This window comes from Mesorhizobium sp. M0018 (assembly GCF_040323955.1).
Lineage (GTDB): Bacteria > Pseudomonadota > Alphaproteobacteria > Rhizobiales > Rhizobiaceae > Mesorhizobium.
Map to the genome: position 1 here is coordinate 83,876 of NZ_JAMYVL010000010.1, position 20,579 is coordinate 104,454.

A 20,579-nucleotide genomic window follows, 5' to 3' on the forward strand; every position below is an offset into this window, starting at 1 on the left:
GACCGGAGTAGACCATGGCGGTGAGAATGCCATCGAATTTCGGACGGTCCGGCGCGCAGGAGAGCGCGTTGGACCTGCTTGGCCATGAAATCCTCGGCGAGAAGGCGGCCGCGCTCGGCCGCGCCGGCCGGCGCGTCGAGGAAACATTGACGAGGCTGCGCGAGAATTGCGACGATGTCGACCGCGCCCGGCTGCTCAGGGATGCAGCCGAAGCGGTGCACGGATATTTCATCCAGCGCGAACTCTGCGGCCTGCGCAAGCACGACGCGGTGATCCGGGAATACAACATTCCCAAGGCCGTGCTGGCCAGGCTCGGCGCCAGCGCATGATCCGAACCGGAACTGGTTTGAGAAGCGTTATTCCAGCCACTCGGTGATGAAGCTGCCGTTCTCGTGTATGTCGGTGGTTTCCAGCGGGCCTGGCCCGAGATTGGTGAATTTGTGCGGCGTGTTCGGCGGTACGACCAGGATCTGGCCGGCGGTGGCCTCGATCTGCCGGTCGCCGATGGTGAACAGGCCGGTGCCGGTCCGGATGATAAAAATCTCGCAATAGGGATGGCTGTGCAGCCTAGGGCCGCCGCCGATGTCAGGCAGGTAGTTGAAGATCAGACAGCTGCGGGAGCCGTAAGCTCCGCCTTGCAGCTCGCCCTGCCAGTGGTCGGGCCAGCGGTCGGGCGCTTCGGCCCATTTGCCGCGGTCTATGACATGCGCCATAGGCCGAGGATAAACCGGGCGAGCGCCAGATGTCGAGGCGAACGCAGCCATTTGGTTTTGCTGCTGTTTTCCAATCGTTCCGCCGTGCGAATTACGTCCCCGCGACAATCTGCCCTTGTGCCTTCACCCGTCTGGACAAAAACAGGCTTCACGCATAAACCCAAGTCCCAAATGCCGGAGGAATTCGCTAGCCTGTTCGCCATGCGCTGTCGGGCCGGCGCGATTGAGCGGGGAACAAGGCTCGGCCGCCGGCACGGAAGAGGCGAAAGGATCAGGCACCCGTGAGCGCAACCGACACCCAGGATCCCAACCGTCGTGATTTTCTCTACGTCGCCACCGGCATGGCCGCAGTGGTCGGCGCGGGCGCCGTTGCCTGGCCATTCATCGACCAGATGCGCCCGGATGCCTCGACGCTGGCGCTCGCCTCGGTCGAGGTCGACGTCTCCTCGCTGACGCCGGGAATGTCGCTCGTCGTGAAGTGGCGCGGCAAGCCGGTGGTTGTACGCAACCGCACCGAAAAAGAGATGAAGGACGCCGAGGCGGTCAATCTCGCCGAACTCAAGGATCCAATTGCCCGCAATGCCAACCTGCCGGCCGACGCGCCGGCAACCGACGCCAACCGGACCACGCCGGGCAAGGAAGCCTGGATGGTGATGGTCCAGGTCTGCACCCATCTCGGCTGCATCCCGCTCGGCCAGGAAGGCGATTTCGGCGGCTGGTTCTGCCCATGCCACGGTTCGCAATACGATACGGCCGGCCGCATCCGAAAGGGGCCGGCGCCGGAGAACATGGCGGTGCCGGTGTTTCAATTCGTTTCCGACACCAAGATCCGTATCGGCTGAGGCAAGGGATATTTCGATGAGCGAGGGACACTCGACCTATACGCCCAAGACCGGTATCGGACGCTGGTTCGATTCCCGCATGCCGCTCCCGCGGCTGGTCTATGACAGCTTCATCGCCTATCCGGTGCCGCGCAACCTGAACTATGCCTGGACCTTCGGCGGCATCCTTGCGCTTATGTTGGCGGCGCAGATCCTGACCGGTATCGTGCTGGCCATGCACTATGCGGCCGACAGCACTCTCGCCTTCGATTCGGTCGAAAAGATCATGCGCGACGTGAATTCGGGCTGGCTGCTGCGCTACCTGCATTCGAACGGCGCGTCGTTCTTCTTCGTCGCCGTCTACATCCATATCTTCCGCGGGCTCTACTACGGCTCCTACAAGGCGCCGCGCGAGCTGCTGTGGATCCTCGGCTGTATCATCTACCTGCTGATGATGGCGACCGGATTCATGGGCTACGTGCTGCCCTGGGGCCAGATGAGCTTCTGGGGCGCCACCGTCATCACCGGTTTCTTCACCGCCATACCTCTGGTCGGCGACTGGATCCAGCAGCTTTTGCTCGGCGGCTTCGCGGTCGACAATCCGACGCTGAACCGCTTCTTTGCGCTGCATTACCTGCTGCCGTTCATGATCGCCGGCGTTGTCGTGCTGCACATCTGGGCGCTTCACGTCGTCGGCCAGAACAATCCGACCGGCATCGAGGTCAAATCGAAGACCGACACGCTCGCCTTCACGCCTTACGCGACCATCAAGGATGGGTTCGGCATGATCGTGTTCCTGTTCGTCTTCGCCTATTTCGTCTTTTATCTGCCGAACTATCTCGGCCATCCGGACAATTACACCGTTGCCAACCCCCTGAAGACGCCGGCCCACATTGTGCCGGAATGGTACTTCCTGCCGTTCTACGCGATCCTGCGCGCTATCACCTTCAATATCGGGCCCATCAACTCCAAGCTCGGCGGCGTGCTCTGCATGTTCGGCGCGATTGTCATGCTGTTCCTGGTGCCGTGGCTCGACACCTCGAAGGTGCGCTCGGCAGTCTACCGGCCCTGGTACAAGCTGTTCTTCTGGCTGTTCGTGGCCGACGCCATCCTGCTCGGCTGGCTGGGCTCGCAGCCGGCCGAGGGCAGCTATGTATTCATGGCGCAGATGGCGACGCTGTTCTACTTCGCCTTCTTCCTGGTAGCGCTGCCGGTGCTCGGGCTGATCGAAAAGCCGCGGCGGCTGCCGAACTCGATCACCGAGGCGGTGCTCGAGAAGAACAAGGGCGGCGGTGGACATCCTGCCGGCGCCACGACCGCGCCGGAAACCAAGGGCTGAGCATGATTCCGAAAAGTGGAAACCGGTACTCGGACAAGGTCATGCTCGAGACGGTGACGGCGCGTCAGAGAATCTCAAGGGGATTTGGCATGAAGAAGATTCTCTCCTCGCTGGCGCTGCTTGGCCTTTTGGCCGCGGGCATGGGTGCCGCAAGCACTGGAGCCAGCGCCCAGGAAGAGGCGCACAATGAGGCGGCGCCGACGCATTTCCCGATACACGAACCGGAGGAAATGGATTGGAGCTTCGCCGGGCCATTCGGCACCTACGACAAGGCCCAGCTGCAGCGCGGGCTGAAGGTCTACAAGGAAGTCTGCTCGGCCTGCCATTCGATGAATTTGGTGGCGTTCCGTACACTGGTGGGCCTTGGCTATTCGGATGCGCAGATCAAGACGCTGGCGGCCGAATATACGATCCATGACGGACCGAACGATGCCGGCGACATGTTCGATCGTCCCGGCAAGCCGTCCGACCATTTCCCGGCGCCGTTCCCCAATGTGGAGGCGGCGGCGGCGGCAAATGGCGGCGCAGCACCGCCCGACATGTCGCTGCTGGCAAAGGCGCGCGGGGTCGAACGCGGCTTCCCGCGCTTCGTCTTCGATATCTTTACCCAGTATGCCCAGGGCGGCCCCGACTACATCCACTCGCTGCTGACCGGCTACGACCAGCAGCCGCCGGCGGGCATGGTCATACCAGAAGGCACGTACTACAATCCGTACTTCCTGTCCGGCGTGTCGCTGAAGATGCCGAAGCCGCTCTCTGACGGCCAGGTAACCTATGATGACGGCGCGCCGCAGACGGTCGACCAGTATTCGCGTGACGTGTCGGCCTTCCTGATGTGGGCGGCCGAGCCACACCTCGAGGACCGCAAGAAGACCGGCTTTCGCGTACTGGTCTTCCTGCTGCTGTTCGGCGCACTGGTCTACCTGACCAAGCGCAAGGTGTGGGCCGGCGTGGCGCACTGAGCCCTGCGATCTACGAGAATGCGAGGGCGTCGAAAGACGCCCTCCTCATTGCAGGCATGTCGATTCATCGCTGCCGGCGCAGAGTGGCCCCTTTTGCCGGACAATTTTCCGTCAGGCGTCACATGGCGGTAGCCGGACTTAGCTGCACCGGGTTACGATTGGCCCATTCCCTTCACGTCTTCAGCCGAATCTGAAAGGCCCGGAGAGCCGCTTGATGAAATCCTCGCTCGAAGAGACGCTGCTTGCCGCGATCCGCACCATTCCGGATTATCCCAAGCCGGGCATCCTGTTTCGCGACATCACCACGCTGCTCGGCAATGCGCGGGCCTTCCGCCGCGCCATCGACGAACTGGTGCATCCCTATGCCGGCCTCAAGATCGACAAGATCGCCGGCATCGAGGCGCGCGGCTTCATCCTCGGCGGCGCCATCGCCCACCAGCTCTCGGCCGGCTTCGTGCCGATCCGCAAGAAGGGCAAGTTGCCTTCCGAGACGGTGCGCGTCGCCTACAGCCTGGAATACGGGCTGGACGAGATGGAGATGCACAAAGACGGTGTTTCTCCAGGCGAGAAGGTAATCCTCGTCGACGATTTGATCGCCACCGGCGGCACGGCCGAGGCGGCCGTCAAGCTATTGCGGCAGATCGGCGCCGACATCCTCGCCGCCTGCTTCGTCATCGACCTGCCGGACCTTGGCGGCCGCGAGAGGTTAGAGGCGCTCGGCGTACCGGTGAGGACGCTGATCGGGTTTGAGGGGCATTGAGCGTTTCTTCCTTCTCCCCTTCTTGTGGAGTAGGGAAGAACTCCGCTCACTCCACCTTCACCAGCACGGCACTTTCGAATTCGATGACCTTGTCGCCGGTCGAATCGAAGGCCTCCGAGCGGAGCGTCAGCAGCCGCCAGCCCGGTCGCGAGGCGATAGGGCGATGGGCCAGCGCGGTGCGGGTGAAAGTCACGGTTTCCCCGGCATAGACAGGTTTGGGCCATTTGAGGTTCTTGAAGCCGGGCGAGGGGCCGAATTCCGGCACCGGCCCGGGACCGGGCCAGCGGGCGACCTCTGCCTCTATGCCAGCCTGGAGGTTCAATTTCATCCAGGTGGCGGCGGTGTGCCAGCCCGAGGCGCAGAGCCCGCCGAATATGCTGTTCCTCGCCGCCTCTTCGTCGATATGGAATATCTGCGGGTCGTATTTGCGGGCGAACGCCTTGATCGCCTCCGGTTCGAATCGATGTGAACCGAGCGTGACGGTGATACCGATGCAGAAGAATTCGTCGAGGCTCACGCACTGCCCTCGCGGGTGAGGAACATGACGGTGTTTTCGAGCTCGAAAACACCTTCGCCGCGCTGGTTGAACAACTCGCTGCGCATGGTCACCAGGCCAAGGCGGGGTTTCGATCTGGACAGTCGCTTGGCAAGGACGGTGGTGCTGCCGGTCAACAGGTCGCCGGCCAGGACCGGCCGTTTCCATTTGACCTGGTCGACGCCCGGCGCGCCCTGGGAGGTCGAGTCGAGCAGGAAGGCATCGCACAGCATGCGCATGAACACGGCGCAGGTGTGCCAGCCTGAAGCCGCCAGCCCGCCGAGGATGCTGGCCTTGCCCGCGGCCTCGTCGAGATGCATCGGCTGGGCATCGAACTCGTTGGCGAATTCTATGATTTCGGCGGCGCTTACCAACTTGGTGCCGAGGTCGAGCGAAGCGCCCTCGACAAAATCCTCATAAGCCCAGGTCTTTGCGGTCATGGTCTGGAAATCCTGTTCAGGATTGTACGATCGCTACGGGTCCGGGTCCCGGATGCAGGCAGGGCGGCATTTGGTCAAGCAATTTCTATTGCGCCAGCCCGTTGCGACCAAGCCGCAGCGCGGTATTGACGACCCTATAGCCAGCCGCGGCGGCGGAAATACCAGAAAGGCAGGATTGCCGAAAGCACCATCATGCCGATGGCGAAGGGATAGCCAAAGTGCCATTTGAGCTCAGGGATGATGTCGAAATTCATGCCGTAGATCGAAGCGACAAGCGTCGGCGGCAGGAAGATGACAGCGGCGACGGAGAAGATCTTGATGATGGCGTTCTGCTCGATCGAGATCATGCCGAGCGTCGCGTCGAGCAGGAAGCTGATCTTCTGCGACAGGAACGTGGCGTGGTCGGCGAGCGACAGCACGTCGCGCGACAAGGTCTTGATGCGAGCGCGGGTATCCTTGCTCATCCTGCTTTGCGTGGAGGCATGGGCGAGAAAGCCGGCAAGGCGCTGTAGCGAGATCAGGCTGTCGCGGATCGAGGAGGCGAGGTCCTCCTTGCGGCCAATGCCTTTCAACAGCTCCTGGAAGTCGCGGTTGCGCTTGGAAACCTTGGTCGAGCGTGCCTCGAAGATGTCGCGCGAGATCGCCTCCACGTCGCGGCCAGCGCGCTCCAGAATGTCGGCGAGGCGGTCGACGATCGCCTCCAGCAGTCCGATCAGGATGGTGTCGCCGCTGGTGCAGCCGGTCGCCACCTTCTCGGCGCGCAGCGGAAAGGTCTTGAACGCCTTCGGCTCGTGGTAACGCACGGTGATCAGCCTGCTTCCGGCGAGCACGAAGGTGACCGGCGACATCAAGGGATCGTTCACCTCGGTCTGCGCAGGCAGAATGGCGGTCATGAAGTAGGCGCCGTCCTCGACGTAGAGACGGCTCGAGATCTCGATCTCTTCCATCTCTTCGCGGGTCGGAACGGCGATGCCGAGCCAGGTCTCGATTGTCGTCTCTTCTTCCTTTGTCGGGTTGAAGAGGTCGACCCAGACGACAGTGTCGCTGTTTTGCACGAGATCGTCGACCAGGCGCAGGCGATCATTGTCGACGACGAAGGCCTTGATCATCGCCGGGGTCTCCCTTGCTGTTGCCAAAGAGCGTTCGTTTGGAGGGGGCGCGTCAGTCACATCGCACGGACACGGGCAGGCGAGGCGCGAGGCCGGTGCAGAGGCCCCTTAGACCCCGCACGATGGCCCGTCAAGCAGCGCAAGAGGCACTGCGACACCCTGCTTTGAAGTTTGTCATCGAGCGACGGCAATGGTGACCATTGGGCTCCCTCGCCGGTTCAGGTGTTGAACTTGAACAGCATGATGTCGCCGTCCTGGACGACATACTCCTTGCCTTCGTCGCGCGCCTTGCCGGCCTCCTTGGCCGCGACTTCGCCGCCCAGCCTGACGAAGTCCTCATAGGCGATGGTCTGGGCGCGGATGAAGCCGCGCTCGAAATCGGTGTGGATGACGCCTGCCGCCTGCGGCGCCTTGGCGCCCTTGTGCACGGTCCAGGCGCGTGTCTCCTTGGGGCCAACGGTAAAGTAGGTGATGAGCTGGAGCAGCTCGTAGCCGGCGCGGATGACCTTGTTCAGGCCGGGTTCGTCCAGACCGAGCGTTGCCAGGAATTCCATTTCCTCTTCGTCCGAGAGCTGGGCGACCTCGGCCTCGATCGCCGCGGAAATCACAACGGTGCGGGCACCTTGCGCGGCGGCCATCTTCTCGACCGCCCTGGTATGCGCGTTGCCGGTGGCGGCATCGGCTTCCGCGACGTTGCAGACGTAAAGCACCGGGTGTGAGGTCAAGAGATTCAGCCCCTGCAGGATGCGTAGATCCTCAGCCGAGATGCCGTTGAGCAGGATGCGGGCGGGCTTGCCCGCCTGCAGCAGTTCAAGCGCCGCTTCCATCATCGGAAGTGCGGTCGCTGCTTCCTTGTCCTTGCCGGCGGCACGCTTGCGGATCTGCACGATGCGGCGCTCAAGGCTGTCGAGGTCGGCAAGCATCAATTCGGTTTCGACGGTCTCGGCATCAGCGACAGGATCGATGCGGCCCTCGACATGGGTGACGTCGTCATCCTCGAAGCAGCGCAGCACATGGACGATGGCGTCGACCTCACGGATGTTGGCGAGGAATTGGTTGCCAAGCCCTTCGCCTTTGGAGGCGCCACGCACCAGGCCGGCAATGTCGACGAACGAGATGCGGGTCGGGATGATCTCCTTCGACTTGCCGATCGCGGCGATCTTCTGCAGGCGCGGATCGGGCACCGCCACCTCGCCGGTATTCGGTTCGATGGTGCAGAACGGATAATTGGCGGCCTGCGCCGCCGCCGTCCTGGTCAACGCATTGAAGAGCGTCGACTTGCCGACATTGGGCAAGCCAACGATGCCGCATTTGAAACCCATTTTTGTCTGGTCCTATCGGGAAATCGAAATTTGATCAGGGCTATGGGCGAAAGCGCCGATGATCGTCAAGGCGCAATTCAATTCAGACGCTGCGCGATGTCATCGGTGCCTATCGCCAACGAACGAACGCCGGACCTGCTCAGTATTTGCAGAAGATGCCAGAACGCGTCGACCTCAGCGGTTCCGAAATCGATGGTCAGTTGCCCGTCGAGCAACTGCGCACTGTGAATGACGTTTCCGACGGTCTCCGATGTTTCACGCTCGCCATCGATATCGAACCAGCCGCGAAACCATTCGTCGAAGAGATCGCCGTCGAGCTCATTTATAGGGAATTTAAAATGAATCTCATCCCACCTGAAAGGTGAGATGAGGACATCCATTCCACCCATCCCGGCGTGAATATCCGGAGAGAATTTCACATAGGAATCGCTGTTGATGAATTGCGGATTTGGCTGTCCGTCATTACTGACGAAATCAACCGCGATGAAATTTCGATAGAAGGAATCGACGTTCGAAAACTTGATTTCGGTCGCATGCGATCCTTGGCAGTTGCGTGCAAGTTCGCCGGCAGCGGTGACGAAATAATCAACATACTTCTGTCTGATGAGACGGACCAATTCCTGAATGTCATCCAGATCCATGGCTCAGTCCTTGCCGCCAAAAAGCTTCTTCAGCATGGCCGCCATCGGGCCGGTTTCGGGCAGCTTGGCCGCCGGCTGCTGCGGCCGCGCCTGGCGGACGTGGCTTTGCGCCTTTGGCGCCTTGGGCGGCGGGCGATCGTCGTCGTCCGTCGGCGTGAGCTTGTCGCGCAGCGCCAGCGTCACACGGTTCATGAACGAATTGTCGTCGCCCTTGGCAAGCAATCCGGCACCATCGGCGATTGCGTCGAGCAGCACGTCCAGCCATTCGCGATCGGCCTTGGCGAAATCGCCGAGCACATGGCCATGCACCATTTCCTTGACGCCGGGGTGGCCGACGCCGATGCGCACACGGCGAAAATCCTTGCCGACGTGCTGGTCGAGCGAGCGGATGCCGTTGTGGCCGCCGGAACCGCCACCGACCTTGACCCGCACCTTGCCGGCGGCAAGGTCGATCTCGTCATAGAAGACGGTCAGTGCCGAAGGGCCGAGCTTGTAGAAGCGCAGGGCTTCGCCGACCGCCTGGCCGGACAGGTTCATGAAGGTCTGCGGCTTGATCAGGATCACCTTTTCGCCGGCAAGCGTGCCTTCGGCAATCAGACCTTGGAATTTCTTCGACCAGGGCGAAAAGGAATGGCGGCGGGCGATCGCGTCCGCCGCCATGAAGCCGACATTGTGCCGGTTGTTGGCGTATTTCGCGCCCGGATTGCCGAGGCCTGCAAAGACAAGCATCGTCGCCTCCGGGCGGGAAGGGGTTACTTCTCTTCGGCGGCAGGAGCCGCTTCGGGCGCAGCCGCTTCAGTCGTCTCTTCCGCGGCCTCCGGCTTCATCGCCGAGGAGCCGGCAATGGTCGCGATGGTGAAGTCGCGGTCGGAGATCACCGGCTTGACGCCGGCCGGCAAGGTGACGGCCGAAATGTGGATCGAATCGCCGATATCGGTACCGGTGAGATCGACGGTGATGAAATCCGGGATCGCATTGGCAGGGCAGTGGAACTCGACCTCGTGGCGCACGATGTTGAGCACGCCGCCGCGTTTGATGCCGGGCGACTTGTCTTCATTGATGAAGTGCACGGGCACATCGACGTTGACTTCGGTATCCTTGCCGATGCGCAGGAAATCGACATGGACAGGGAAATCCTTGACCGGGTCGAGCTGAAAATCCTTGGGCAGAACCTGGATCTTGTTGCCGTCGACATCGATCGTGGCGACCGTGGTCAGAAACCCGCCGCCATGGATCTTGTAGTAGATGTCCTTGTAGGTCAGCGCAATCGCCAGGGGAGGCTGCTTGTCGCCGTAAATCACTGCAGGCACTTTACCGTTGCGGCGAACTGCACGGGCGGACCCCTTACCGACCTGTTCGCGCGCTTCGGCCTTGAGCTCGTAAGTATCGTGGCTCATGGCATTTCCTTTCGCGTTGTTCTGGAGCGTTCGCGGCCGGCAACGTGCCGGGGCCGTAAACGTCGAAAGCCGACATAGCTAACGCATGACCTGGTCCGAAAACCGGAATCCACTTTTCGGGATCATGCGGGAAGGCGGCCTTCCGCCGCGTTGCCTCCAAGGGTGTCTACGCGGGTGGCGGCTCTATAGCGGAAGGCGGCGCGAGGTGCAAGCGGGCGGCCCATCAGGCCGGAAGTAGCAATGCCGAAAGCGATGCTGCAACGTACAGCCCAACCCCGAAAGACAGATGGGCCATAAGGCTGCGCAGGCGCGCAGTGCGCGGGTTGGGAACTTTCGAAGCCGCGATGCCGATCCCAAAAGCCGGTTGCATCACGAAGAACGGGCGACGATGGTGCAGACGCCGACCAACAGGGCCGGAAGCACTGTCGGGTGCCGTGCCCAGTCGAGGCCCCACACTCCAATCAGCGCTGCGGCAAATACGATGCCGGTCGCGTAATGCGCACTCCATCCAATGGCGGTATCCAATGGCGGTTTCGCCGCGAACGCGGGCAGCTTGTGCGATATTCGCATGTGCAAAACGTCCATGTGGAAAGTGCCCGATCCAGCGGCCGACCCAGGCGTAATCAAGCGGTGGAATCGCGAACATTCGCTTCAGAAACCATCCCCAGAGGTCCATCAGGGCTGTCGCGCCGATTCCAACGACGGCCGCACGAACAACGAACTCCAACATTTTGGCATCTCTTGTTTCACCCGTTGTCGCCTATTGTCGTGGAGTCCAGTGCGTTCTTTCGCCCGACGCCTTGGCAATCCTCAGGGCACGAGGCTGGGCCCCGCGCCGGTTCGAAGGCGGCTTCCCCGACTGGGTGGCTGCAGGCCTGGGGGTAGAGGCCGTGAATTACGAAAGCGGTTAACGGCCGCCAAAATCGGTGTCGCCGCCCAAGCCCGAACACAAATGGAAAGGGGAACCGCGGCGGGTGGAAAGGGGAACCGCGGCGGGGCAATGCCCACGGCGGGTGGACGGCGCGCGCCGGCAGCATGGAAGGGAGCCGATGAACACCTATTCGGAAACAAGCGGTGGAAGCGGCGTTGCGGAAAGAGGAGGTTTCCAGCGAGTGGCGAGAACGGTGCGATAAAGAGTTTCGCTCTACCTTCTATGGCTTCCGCTCGACCAGCATGTAGCCGATCCCACGAACTGTCTGAATGCTGGCCGATGCATCCGGCCCGAGCTTCGCACGCAGATAGCGAATGTATACCTCCACGATCTTCGTCCCGGGTTCGAAGCTGTATGACCAGACATTGTTGAGGATGCGCTCGCGGCTAACCACTTTCCCCGCGTTGAGCATGAGAAAATGCAGAAGGTCGAATTCACGTCGGGTAAGGCTGATTTCCCGGTCGCCGTCCGCAAAACGACGAGCGCTCGTGTCGAGATTGAGGCGGCTCACTCGAAGCAATTGTCGATCCACTGCACCCTGACGGCGTCGGCGCAGCGCGTCAATCCTGGCCACCAGTTCATCAAACGCAAACGGTTTCGTCAGGTAATCGTCGGCACCGCCCTTGAGCCCATCTACGCGATCCTGAATTGTCTCCTTCGCGGTCAGCATCAGGATGAGAACCGGCCACTGCTCCAATCGCACGATCCGGCACAGCTCAAGGCCGTCCAGGTAGGGAAGCAGACGGTCCAGGATCACGAGATCGAATGGATCCGTACGAATAATGGCTAGTCCCTCGCGACCGTCCTCCGCGACACTCACGTGGAAGCCTTCGGCCTCCAACCCCCGGCGGAGAAAGTCGGAGACACGCCGGTCGTCTTCAACGATCAGGATTCGAATCATGGGTGCGATGTACCAGCGGCAGTCTGATTCTGAGGAGGGTTCCCGAAGGCTCAATTCCTTCAAGGCCGATTGTGCCATTGTGCCCGTCTATAATCTCCTTGGCGATCGCGAGGCCAACACCAAGGCCGTCGGCTGCGGACCTCCCGCCGACACGCCCGCGATAATATCGGTCAAACACGAACGGGAGATCGTTGGCATCGATCCCTGAACCGTTGTCGCGGATGGCGATCTCAAGCATTCCATGACGCTCAGCCATCTCGACTGCTATTGTCTGATACGGCTTTGAGTACTTTATGGCGTTGTCGAAGCCGATCAGCAGCGCTTGCTTTAGGCGCTGGGCGTCACCCCGAATGAGGCAATGGTCTGGGTTGAGCGACAGGTCAACGGATATCTGCTTGGGACCTGCGAGTACGGAAGCCTCCTGAACGGCCGCCTTCACAACCTCACCGGTATCGATGTTGCGCAAGGAGAACCTGAAATTTTCAGCTTCGGAGCGGGCGAATGCCAGAAGGTCCCCCAGGTTGCGAGCCATATCTTCAGCGCAATTGCGGATTCGGCTCAGAGCTTCGCGGTAAGATCGAACACGCGGTTGGCCGCGGAGGGCAACGTCGGCCTCTCCGCGGAGAATCGTCAACGGCGTGCGGAGTTCGTGGCTTGCCTCCGCAAAAAATTGTGTGCGTCGGCTATCGATCGCTCTCAGTTGCTCATTGGCTTTCCGCAGTTCACGGGTGCGCAACTGAACCTCCGCCTCCAAGCGGTCCTGTACCGAAATCAGAGCAGCACGTTCGATCTCGAGAGCCTCGGCCATGCTGTTGAAACTTCGCGAGAGGGAAGCGAACTCGTCGCGTCCGGTCGCGGAAACGCGATGGTCGAGCTTGCCTGCAGCGATGGCTTTGGCGCTTTCGTTCAGTTCACGCACAGGTGTGGCGATTGATCGTCGCAGGACCAGGCCGAACCCCAGACTGCCCAGCATGAGCAACGCAGCGAAGCCGCCGGTCAGCAGCAGCAGCCGCCATTGTGCGCCACGGACGCCGGCGAGTTCCTCTCCAACCTCCCTGCGCTCATCGTGCAAAGCGGCTTCAATCATTTCTTCAAGATCGTTCTCTAATCGGTGCTCCACATCGTTGCGGAAGGCGTCTACGATGCCCTTTGGATCCCCCTTTGTTCGCTGGCTGAACAGTCGCTGGGCGGCCCGATCGATCGCCTCAAACAGCGCCTTGACGCGACCGACGAATCTGAGTTCGGCCTCCTCCTGGCGTCTATCGCTCCAATATCCGAGAGCACCGAGTTCCTCGCGAGTGGCGCCCTCCAGCTTGTAGAATCCGGATTTCACTGCTTCTCGTGCCGCTTCGAAATCCGGCATTTGCTCGGGCCCAAGCAGCAAGACTTCAGCGAGTTGCTCGGTGTAATTGTTGGCTTGCCCATTGAGTTCGGCGAGCGCCTCGAACCGCCCGTGGACGCTGTCGATTCGGCGGACGAATTCCTCTGTCAGCTGGAGTGTTGCGAATGCCAGTCCTGAAATCAGTCCGACAAGGGCGAGAATGACGATTTGAAATAGGAAGATGCGGCCTCGAACGGTCATGCGGTAATCCTGCCGGCGATCGGATAATGCCTCTCACCAAATTCTAACCGGAGCCCTCGCAAGCGTCTAATCGGAACCTCCTAAGTTCGAGCGGAGGGTGTGCGACGCCCTCATCGCCACGTTGGCGGCGAACTAGACGAGGTTTCGGTTGGCACAAGTAGATTTTCGGACCGACAGTGACGCCACCCTTCGGGAAAGGACACCGCCGGTGCTCTGGCCGATATGGCGAGCCGCACTGATCGGAACCTGTGTATCCCTGTGTGTGGCCATCATTGAATTCGGCCTCTCCGCGCTCCCGTCCGACGCCCGGCGAGCGCTCGAGATCCTGCTTGTCGCGATCATCGGGTGGACCCTGACGCCGTTCGACGACACCTTCGTTGCGATCGCCGCCGGGCTGGCAATGGCGCTGCTGGTCAACCGTGATCCAGGCGCGCTGTTTCATGCGCTCGGCGATGAGTTGATCTGGCTATTGCTTGCCTCCTTCATGTTGGCGGCCACCTTCAAGGCGAGTGGGGTCGCAGATCGCGTTCTCGGCCTCGTGACGGGGCGCATGCGATCGGTTCGCGCAATCGCCTATTCCTTGACGGCCGTCATGATCGCCACAGCCTTCGTCATTCCGTCGACCTCAGGTCGCGCAGCTTTGATGATCCCCGCCTTTCAGGCGATCGCGGGACGCTGTGGAAGCGCCCGGTTGCGAAGGGCCTTCGCGCTGCTGTTCCCCACTGTTATCCTGCTCTCGGCCATTGCATCGCCCGTCGGCGCCGGTGCCCATCTGCTGGCGATCGAAATGGTCGGCCGCCTCTCGGGTGTGAAAGTAAGCTATCTGGAATGGATCGCTTTCGGCCTGCCGTTTGCGGCCGTAAGCACCTTCCTTTCGGTCGAATGCCTGCTCCGGCTTTTCCTGTCGCCGGTCGAACGGCGGATGACCCTTTTGCAGCCAACGACGGTGACTAGTGGCGGTGCCGGATTGGCACGGCAGCCGATACTCTGGATCGCCGGCGGGGTTGTCACCGCGTGGCTGACCGAACCTGTCCACGGACTTGATGCCACCGTTGTCGCTCTTGGCGGCGCTCTCTTGGCCACACTTCCTAGAGTAGGCTCCGTGGCGTTTGGCGATGCAATCAAGAGTGCGGAGTGGAAGCTGCTCTTGTTTCTGGCGGCGACGATCTGCTTGGCAGACGGCCTGACGGCATCAGGCCTCAATCGGTGGTTGATCGAGACGACTGTCGATCCGCTGCGCGGCACCGGCTTGGGTCCGTTGGCGCTTATCTCCTTATTAGCCTTGCTTGGGCTTTTCAGTCATCTCGTGATCCACAGTCGCACGGCGCGTGTCTCGGTGCTGCTGCCCCCGGCGCTGATGCTCGCATCGACAGCGCGGCTCGACCCTCTCCTGGCAATGTTTGTCCTCGTCTCGGCGACCGGCTTTTGCCAAACCCTCGCGATCTGCGCGAAACCGGTGGCGCTTTTCGCGGGGGTCGACGAGGAAGGCTACGGCCCGAAAGACCTCGCCTTGCTCAGCTCAATCCTGCTGCCGATGCAGTTCATCCTCATCGTCGTGTTCGCGGTCACCGTGTGGCCAGCCACCGGAGCCCTGCTCAACACGCTCCATCTGCAACTTGTTGGAGAGCCGTAGAATGTCGAAAAAGAAAGGATTGACGAAACGAAGACGGCTTCGAGTATTGGTCGCACCCTCCGGCTTTAAGGAGAGCCTCGGCGTTCGTGATGTCATCGCTGCATTGGCGCGCGGCGTTCGCAATGCCGTTCCGACAGCAAAGATCCTGGGCCTTCCAATGGTGGATGGCGGCGAGGATTTTACGCGGACCCTTGTTGAATTGTCTGATGGCGAGCTGCATTCCGTCACAGTGACGGGACCGGTGGGACAACCCGTGGCGGCCAATGTCGGTTTTCTCGGGCGAAGAAAGAAACGGACTGCAGTTCTGGAAATCGCGGCGGCTGCCGGGCTCCGGCTCGTCCCCACTGACATGCGTGACCCGACCCGCACTACAAGTTATGGGGTTGGTGAGTTGATTCGTTTTGCGCTCGATCTTGGCGCGGAAAGAATTCTGATCGGCTGCGGTGACTCGGGTGTCAACGATGCAGGAACCGGCATGGCCCAAGCATTAGGCGTGCGTCTGCTCGATGGCGGCGGCCGTCCCATTTCGGGGAGCGGCTCGGCCCTCTCATCGCTAGCTCGTGTCGATCTTTCCAGTCGTGATCATCGCCTTTCGAATGTTCGTATCGACGTCGCGGTAAATCCCTACAACATGCTGCTCGGCGAGAGAGGCGTCGCCCGGGTGTTCGGCCCGCAAAAGGGTGCAACACCTGACCAGGTGGTTTTGCTCGAGCAGGGCATGGAAAATGTCGCTCACGTCGTTCGCCGCGACCTCGGCGTCGACGTGACGTCGCTTGTCGGCGGAGGAGCTTCCGGGGGACTCGGCGCCGGACTTCACGCCTTTGCTGGGGCCCGGCTGCATCCGCGCTTCGACCTGATCCTGCGGTATATGGATCTCGATCATCGGCTGTCAAACGCCGACATCGTCATGACAGCCGAGGGTGGCCTGGATGGTCAGACGAGCTTTGGAAAGATACCAGCCGAGATTGCCCGGCGCGCGAAACGTCACAATCTGCCTGTCATCGCCTTGGCCGGAACGATCGGAGCAGGTGCAGAGGCGACCCACGACATCGGCATCGATGCCTTCTTCAGCATTCTGTGCCGACCGTGTTCCCTCGAAGACGCGATCCGTGACGCCGACACGCTGCTGGCGAACGCTGCCGAGCAGGCATTCCGGCTGATGCGGGCGACGCGTGCTTTCAAGTTCAGATGACGGAGCGTGTCAGCCAATGGCCGCGATGTCGCCACGCTGCGGCCCTGACCGGCTCGAAGTCTATGTCGAGAACCGAATTTCGCGCTGCCCGGTGGGCGGGGAAGCCGAAGTCCAACCCAAACTTCACCCGATCGTGGTCCCCGCCTCCACCTTCCTCGCTTCCTTCATGTTAGGCAGGAGGACCGTCAGCAGCCCGAGCAGCGGCAAATACGAGCAGACCTGGAAGACGAAATCGATGCCCTTCATGTCGGCGACGACGCCAAGCACGGCGGCCGCGATGCCGCCCATGCCGAAGGCGAAGCCGAAAAAGATGCCGGCGATCATGCCGACCCGGCCGGGCACCAGTTCCTGCGCGAAGACGACGATGTTCGAGAAGGCCGAGGACAGGATCAGGCCGATCAGCACGGTGAGAACCATTGTCCACTCGAAATTGGCGTAGGGCAGGGCCAGGGTGAAGGGCAGCACGCCGACGATCGAGAACCAGATCATCGCCTTCTGTCCGTAGCGGTCGCCGAACGGGCCGCCGAGCAGGATGCCCAGGGCCGAGGCGCCGAGGAACAGGAACAGCATGACCTGCGACATCTGCACCGAAACGCCGAATTTATGGATGGCATAGAAGGTGTAGTAGCTGGACAGGCTGGCGATGTAGGCGTTCTTGGTCAATACCAGCAAGGTCAGCACCGCCAGCGCGCCCAGGACCTTGCGGCGCGGGAAAGGCGAAACGAAGCGTGCCGCCTTGCGGGTGCCCTGTGCGGCGCGCAGGCGGCTGTACCAGCCGCCAACCTGCCACAGCACGATGATGCCGATCAGCGAGCCGCCGGCAAACCAGGCGATGCTGGTCTGGCCGAAGGGCACGACGATGAAGGCTGCCAGCAGCGGCCCCATCGCTTGGCCGAAATTGCCGCCGACCTGGAACAGCGACTGCGCAAGACCGAACCGGCCACCGGAGGCGAAGCGGGCGATGCGTGAGGATTCCGGGTGGAAGATCGCTGAGCCGATGCCGATCAGCGAGGCGCCGATGAGGAGCAGCGAGTAATGTCCGGCATAGGCCAGCACGACCAGCCCGATCAGCGAAGAAGCCATGCCGTAGGGCAGCGAATAAGGCATCGGCCGCTTGTCGGTAATCATGCCGATCACCGGCTGCAGCAAGGATGCCGTCACCTGGAAGGTAAAAGTCAAAAGGCCGATCTGCCAGAAATCGAGACCGTAATTGTCCTTCAGCAGCGGATAGATCGCCGACAGCAGCGACTGCATGATGTCGTTGATGCAATGGCAGAAGCTCACCGCCAGGATGACGGTGAAGGCCGTCGCCTGAGCTGAAATGTGGCTGGCCGCTGCCGGCTTGGCGTCGGCGGTTGCTGTGGTATCGGTCAAGGCAGGCTCCGTGGTCTTTTTGGCGGGCGCTCCCGCAGGCGGTCTTATAGGGCGCAGCCTTATACGTTGCTTGTCACGCGACTTCTTTCGTGGTTTGGTCCAATAGTTTCGCAAGTGGGCCATAGCTGATGCCGCATGGCAGGGAAATGTTCAGAGCGGGCGACACCGATTTCGGGCTGTTGCATGAGCGTCGCTGGCAATGGCTGGAGCAGGCCGTAGGGCCGGCAGTGGCGCTGCCGACCGAATATCCGGACGGCTACCATGTGCCACCGCACCATCATAGCCGCAGCCAGTTGCTGCACGCGCTGGTCGGTGTCGTGCTGGTGAAGACGCGGCATGGGCGCTGGATGGTGCCTCCGGACCACGCGATGTGGATCCCCGCCGGCACCGAACATTCCGTCGAGATGCTGGGCGACGTCAGCATGCGGTCCGTCTATGTGATGCCGGAGGCCATTCCCGGCCTGCCGGACGGGTTGCGTGTCGTCGGCATCACCGACCTGATGCACAGCCTGATCGTCGAATCGGAAAAGCTGCCGCAAGGCGCCGAGCTGAAGGGGCGGGGCGGACTGATCATGAAGCTCCTGCTGCACGAAATCCCGAACCTGCCGGAACGGCCGCTCGGCCTTCCGTTCCCGTCCGATGCAAGGTTGGCGACGCTGTGCCGGCGCTTCGTGTCGGCACCGTCACCGCATGCGACGATCGACGAGTGGGCCGCTATCGTCGGCATGAGCCGCCGCTCTTTCACCCGCGCGTTCCACCGCCAGACCGGATTGTCGCTGTCGACCTGGCGTCAGCAGGCCTGTCTGTTCGCGGCGCTGCCACGGCTGGCCGACGGCGAGCCGATCACGAGGGTGGCGCTCGATCTCGGCTATGACAGCGTGCCGGCGTTCATCACCATGTTCAAGCGCATGCTGGGAGCCTCGCCACGCGGTTACATGCGGGGCGCCCGTGATGCTGGCGAAGGTGTGCGACGAACAAGTGGTCCGGCTCGGCCTGAGGCGCAGCCCTGAAGGGCGTCGCGTTCGACCGGCCTCATGCGACGCGCTTTGGGTTCTTGTTGTATGCATGTCGTTATCGCAAAACCGCTGCACAGTTTTGCGCGACACGCATTAATCGAACAGGCTCGACACCGATTCCTCGGTCGCCGTGCGCGAGATCGCCTCGCCCATCAGTTCGGCGATGGAGATGACGCGGATATTGGCGGCGTCCAGCACTGCCTGGGTCGGCTGGATGGAATCGGTGATGACCAGTTCCTGCAGTTTCGAGGCGCCGATGCGGGCGATGGCGCCGCCGGACAAAACGCCATGGGTAGTATAGGCGGTCACACTGGTGGCGCCATCGGCAAGCAGCGCATCGGCCGCATTGCACAGCGTGCCGCCCGAATCGATGATGTCGTCGATCAACAGGCAATCCTTGCCGCGCACGTCACCGATGACGTTCATGACTTCCGATTCGCCGGGGCGCTCGCGGCGCTTGTCGACGATGGCAAGCTGGGCGTCGATGCGCTTGGCGAGCGCGCGGGCGCGGACCACGCCGCCGACATCCGGCGACACCACCATGACATTGGCAAGCTGCTTGTATTTCGCCTTTACGTCGCGGGCCATGACCGGCACGGAAAACAGATTGTCGGTCGGGATGTCGAAGAAGCCTTGAATCTGGCCGGCATGGAGATCCAGGGTCAGCACCCGGTTGACGCCCGCCCTGGTGATCATGTTGGCGACCAGCTTGGCCGAGATCGGTGTGCGGCCCGAGGCACGGCGATCCTGCCTGGCATAGCCGAAATAAGGAATAACCGCAGTGATGCGCTTGGCCGAAGAGCGCATGAAGGCGTCGATCATGATGAGCAGTTCCATCAAATGATCGTTGGTCGGGAACGAGGTGGACTGCAGGATGAAGACGTCCTCGCCGCGCACATTCTCCTGGATCTCGACGAAGATTTCCTGGTCGGCGAAGCGCCTGACGCTGGCCTTGCCCAGCGGAATGTTGAGGTAGCGGGCGACTGATTCGGCCAGCACCCTGTTGGAATTGCCCGCGAAGAGCTTCATGCACCGTTCCTGGCGAAGGATTGAGAGACTCCGATAGCACTCCAGCCTCTTAGTCGGGCTTTTAGCGGCCCGCGCCGGTATTGCAAGCGTCGTGAATGGGAATCCGCCGGCTAATCTCAATAAACGCTTACGGCTTGACGATGCGGCGATAGGTCCACTTCGACGCCGACGGAATCGGCATAGCTCTATCTTTCAGTCTGAGTATGATCTTTTCCGAAAACCGGATTTCACTTTCGGAATTATGCTCCAGGTCAGCCGGCGCCGCCGCCAAGCCAGGTGGCGAACTGGTCGATTGTCTGGTCGGCAATTGCCTGCATGGTCGCAGGCGCGACCGCCGTCCAGCCTTCGCCGCCGCCAACAGACGGCGCCTTCTGCTGGCCGTTGATGCGATGCAGCCGGTTGCCGGCCGGGTCATAGATGTCCCAGACATAGATGACGGTAGTGTCCTTGCCTTCCGTCATGGTCGAGAAATAGCCCTTGAGCACATGTGTTGGGGTCTGGTCGGTGCTGCCGGCCAAGGTGATGCCGCGCTGCCTGGCGCGTGTCTGAAGCTCGGCGGTCAGCGGTGTCGCGGCTTCTACCGAGGCGCCGACGATCGGCGCCACCTGCAGCCGGGTCCGCGCAATGGCAGCCGCGCTTTTGGCGGGCGGCACGGCTGCTGCAGCGGAAGGCTGCGCCGTATCTGCAGTTTGCGCGGTGCCGGCAGGCTGAGCCGGAGTTGCGGGGGGCGTCGCGGCACCTCCGGCTCCGGAGAGGGATTGCGTCGATTGCGGGGCAATGGCCGAGGGTTCGAGAACGTCCTTCGCATTGGTGCAGGCCGCCAGTGCCAGCGCCACGAGCAATGACACGGTCGTCACATGCGATCGTCTCATTAGCCTGAAA

General features: G+C 61.7%; 22 protein-coding genes. 8 read left to right on the forward strand and 14 right to left on the reverse strand.

The window, feature by feature from the left end:
* Positions 1-14 precede the first annotated feature (14 nt).
* Positions 15-329 (forward strand): DUF6665 family protein, encoded by a 315-nt coding sequence (locus tag NKJ81_RS16070; protein WP_352469730.1) that lies wholly within the window; start codon positions 15-17, stop codon positions 327-329.
* Between the two features lie 27 nt (positions 330-356).
* Here NKJ81_RS16070 and NKJ81_RS16075 read toward each other — a convergent pair whose 3' ends face one another.
* Positions 357-713 carry a cupin domain-containing protein gene (locus NKJ81_RS16075; RefSeq protein ID WP_352469828.1) on the reverse strand — a complete coding sequence of 119 codons (357 nt, stop codon included), beginning with the start codon at positions 711-713 and terminating at the stop codon, positions 357-359.
* Positions 714-994: 281 nt separating this feature from the next.
* Between NKJ81_RS16075 and petA the strand changes: the two genes are divergently transcribed.
* The 4 genes from petA to NKJ81_RS16095 all read left to right on the forward strand — a co-directional run bounded on the left by petA (position 995) and on the right by NKJ81_RS16095 (position 4,595).
* Positions 995-1,555, forward strand: a complete 561-nt coding sequence (gene petA, locus NKJ81_RS16080) for a ubiquinol-cytochrome c reductase iron-sulfur subunit (RefSeq protein WP_352541007.1) — start codon at positions 995-997, stop codon at positions 1,553-1,555.
* A 16-nt stretch (positions 1,556-1,571) separates the two neighbouring features.
* The gene (locus NKJ81_RS16085; RefSeq protein WP_352541008.1) at positions 1,572-2,873 is read left to right on the forward strand and encodes a cytochrome b; all 1,302 of its coding nucleotides are present in this window, start codon (positions 1,572-1,574) and stop codon (positions 2,871-2,873) included.
* Positions 2,874-2,962: 89 nt separating this feature from the next.
* Positions 2,963-3,835: a cytochrome c1 gene (locus NKJ81_RS16090; RefSeq protein WP_352541009.1), complete on the forward strand. Its 873-nt coding sequence runs from the start codon at positions 2,963-2,965 to the stop codon at positions 3,833-3,835.
* Positions 3,836-4,049: 214 nt separating this feature from the next.
* Entirely contained in the window at positions 4,050-4,595 is a 546-nt protein-coding gene (locus tag NKJ81_RS16095) for an adenine phosphoribosyltransferase (protein ID WP_352469734.1), read from the forward strand.
* A 46-nt stretch (positions 4,596-4,641) separates the two neighbouring features.
* On the opposite strand, the gene NKJ81_RS16100 is transcribed toward NKJ81_RS16095, so the two are convergent.
* The 10 genes from NKJ81_RS16100 to NKJ81_RS16145 form a co-directional block, all read right to left on the reverse strand.
* Positions 4,642-5,112 (reverse strand): MaoC family dehydratase, encoded by a 471-nt coding sequence (locus NKJ81_RS16100; RefSeq protein ID WP_352541010.1) that lies wholly within the window; start codon positions 5,110-5,112, stop codon positions 4,642-4,644.
* Complete coding sequence (locus NKJ81_RS16105) at positions 5,109-5,570, reverse strand: MaoC family dehydratase (RefSeq protein ID WP_352469736.1); 462 nt, start codon at positions 5,568-5,570, stop codon at positions 5,109-5,111. Before NKJ81_RS16105 ends, NKJ81_RS16100 begins: the two co-directional genes overlap by 4 nt.
* A 134-nt stretch (positions 5,571-5,704) precedes the next feature.
* Positions 5,705-6,679, reverse strand: coding sequence for a magnesium/cobalt transporter CorA (gene corA, locus NKJ81_RS16110; RefSeq protein WP_352469737.1), 975 nt, complete (start codon positions 6,677-6,679; stop codon positions 5,705-5,707).
* Positions 6,680-6,897: 218 nt separating this feature from the next.
* Positions 6,898-8,001 carry a redox-regulated ATPase YchF gene (gene ychF / locus NKJ81_RS16115; protein ID WP_352469740.1) on the reverse strand — a complete coding sequence of 368 codons (1,104 nt, stop codon included), beginning with the start codon at positions 7,999-8,001 and terminating at the stop codon, positions 6,898-6,900.
* Positions 8,002-8,078: 77 nt separating this feature from the next.
* Positions 8,079-8,642 carry a hypothetical protein gene (locus tag NKJ81_RS16120; RefSeq protein ID WP_352541011.1) on the reverse strand — a complete coding sequence of 188 codons (564 nt, stop codon included), beginning with the start codon at positions 8,640-8,642 and terminating at the stop codon, positions 8,079-8,081.
* A 3-nt stretch (positions 8,643-8,645) separates the two neighbouring features.
* Entirely contained in the window at positions 8,646-9,371 is a 726-nt protein-coding gene (gene pth, locus NKJ81_RS16125) for an aminoacyl-tRNA hydrolase (RefSeq protein WP_352541012.1), read from the reverse strand.
* 23 nt (positions 9,372-9,394) lie between these two features.
* On the reverse strand, positions 9,395-10,039 hold the full coding sequence (locus tag NKJ81_RS16130) for a 50S ribosomal protein L25/general stress protein Ctc (protein WP_352469743.1): 645 nt from the start codon (positions 10,037-10,039) through the stop codon (positions 9,395-9,397).
* Positions 10,040-10,262: 223 nt separating this feature from the next.
* Positions 10,263-10,769, reverse strand: coding sequence for a DUF2938 family protein (locus NKJ81_RS16135; protein ID WP_352541013.1), 507 nt, complete (start codon positions 10,767-10,769; stop codon positions 10,263-10,265).
* 421 nt (positions 10,770-11,190) lie between these two features.
* Entirely contained in the window at positions 11,191-11,871 is a 681-nt protein-coding gene (locus NKJ81_RS16140; RefSeq protein ID WP_352450507.1) for a response regulator transcription factor, read from the reverse strand.
* On the reverse strand, positions 11,849-13,453 hold the full coding sequence (locus NKJ81_RS16145) for a sensor histidine kinase (RefSeq protein ID WP_352469745.1): 1,605 nt from the start codon (positions 13,451-13,453) through the stop codon (positions 11,849-11,851). Before NKJ81_RS16145 ends, NKJ81_RS16140 begins: the two co-directional genes overlap by 23 nt.
* 208 nt (positions 13,454-13,661) lie before the next feature.
* Here NKJ81_RS16145 and NKJ81_RS16150 point away from each other — a divergent pair, with 208 nt between their 5' ends.
* Both NKJ81_RS16150 and NKJ81_RS16155 read left to right on the forward strand, forming a co-directional pair.
* Entirely contained in the window at positions 13,662-15,086 is a 1,425-nt protein-coding gene (locus NKJ81_RS16150; protein ID WP_352469746.1) for an SLC13 family permease, read from the forward strand.
* A 1-nt stretch (position 15,087) separates the two neighbouring features.
* Entirely contained in the window at positions 15,088-16,278 is a 1,191-nt protein-coding gene (locus tag NKJ81_RS16155) for a glycerate kinase family protein (RefSeq protein ID WP_352469747.1), read from the forward strand.
* Positions 16,279-16,401: 123 nt separating this feature from the next.
* Here the strand turns inward: NKJ81_RS16155 and NKJ81_RS16160 are convergent, their stop codons facing one another.
* Positions 16,402-17,652 (reverse strand): MFS transporter, encoded by a 1,251-nt coding sequence (locus NKJ81_RS16160; RefSeq protein ID WP_352541014.1) that lies wholly within the window; start codon positions 17,650-17,652, stop codon positions 16,402-16,404.
* Positions 17,653-17,780: 128 nt separating this feature from the next.
* Here NKJ81_RS16160 and NKJ81_RS16165 point away from each other — a divergent pair, with 128 nt between their 5' ends.
* The gene (locus NKJ81_RS16165; protein WP_352541015.1) at positions 17,781-18,662 is read left to right on the forward strand and encodes an AraC family transcriptional regulator; all 882 of its coding nucleotides are present in this window, start codon (positions 17,781-17,783) and stop codon (positions 18,660-18,662) included.
* Between the two features lie 99 nt (positions 18,663-18,761).
* Here NKJ81_RS16165 and NKJ81_RS16170 read toward each other — a convergent pair whose 3' ends face one another.
* Together NKJ81_RS16170 and NKJ81_RS16175 are read right to left on the reverse strand one after the other, a co-directional pair.
* A complete protein-coding gene (locus NKJ81_RS16170) occupies positions 18,762-19,697 on the reverse strand; it encodes a ribose-phosphate pyrophosphokinase (protein ID WP_023678427.1) in 936 nt (311 codons plus the stop codon).
* A gap of 251 nt (positions 19,698-19,948) precedes the next feature.
* Positions 19,949-20,569 (reverse strand): hypothetical protein, encoded by a 621-nt coding sequence (locus NKJ81_RS16175; protein WP_023678426.1) that lies wholly within the window; start codon positions 20,567-20,569, stop codon positions 19,949-19,951.
* Between the last annotated feature and the right edge of the window lie 10 nt (positions 20,570-20,579).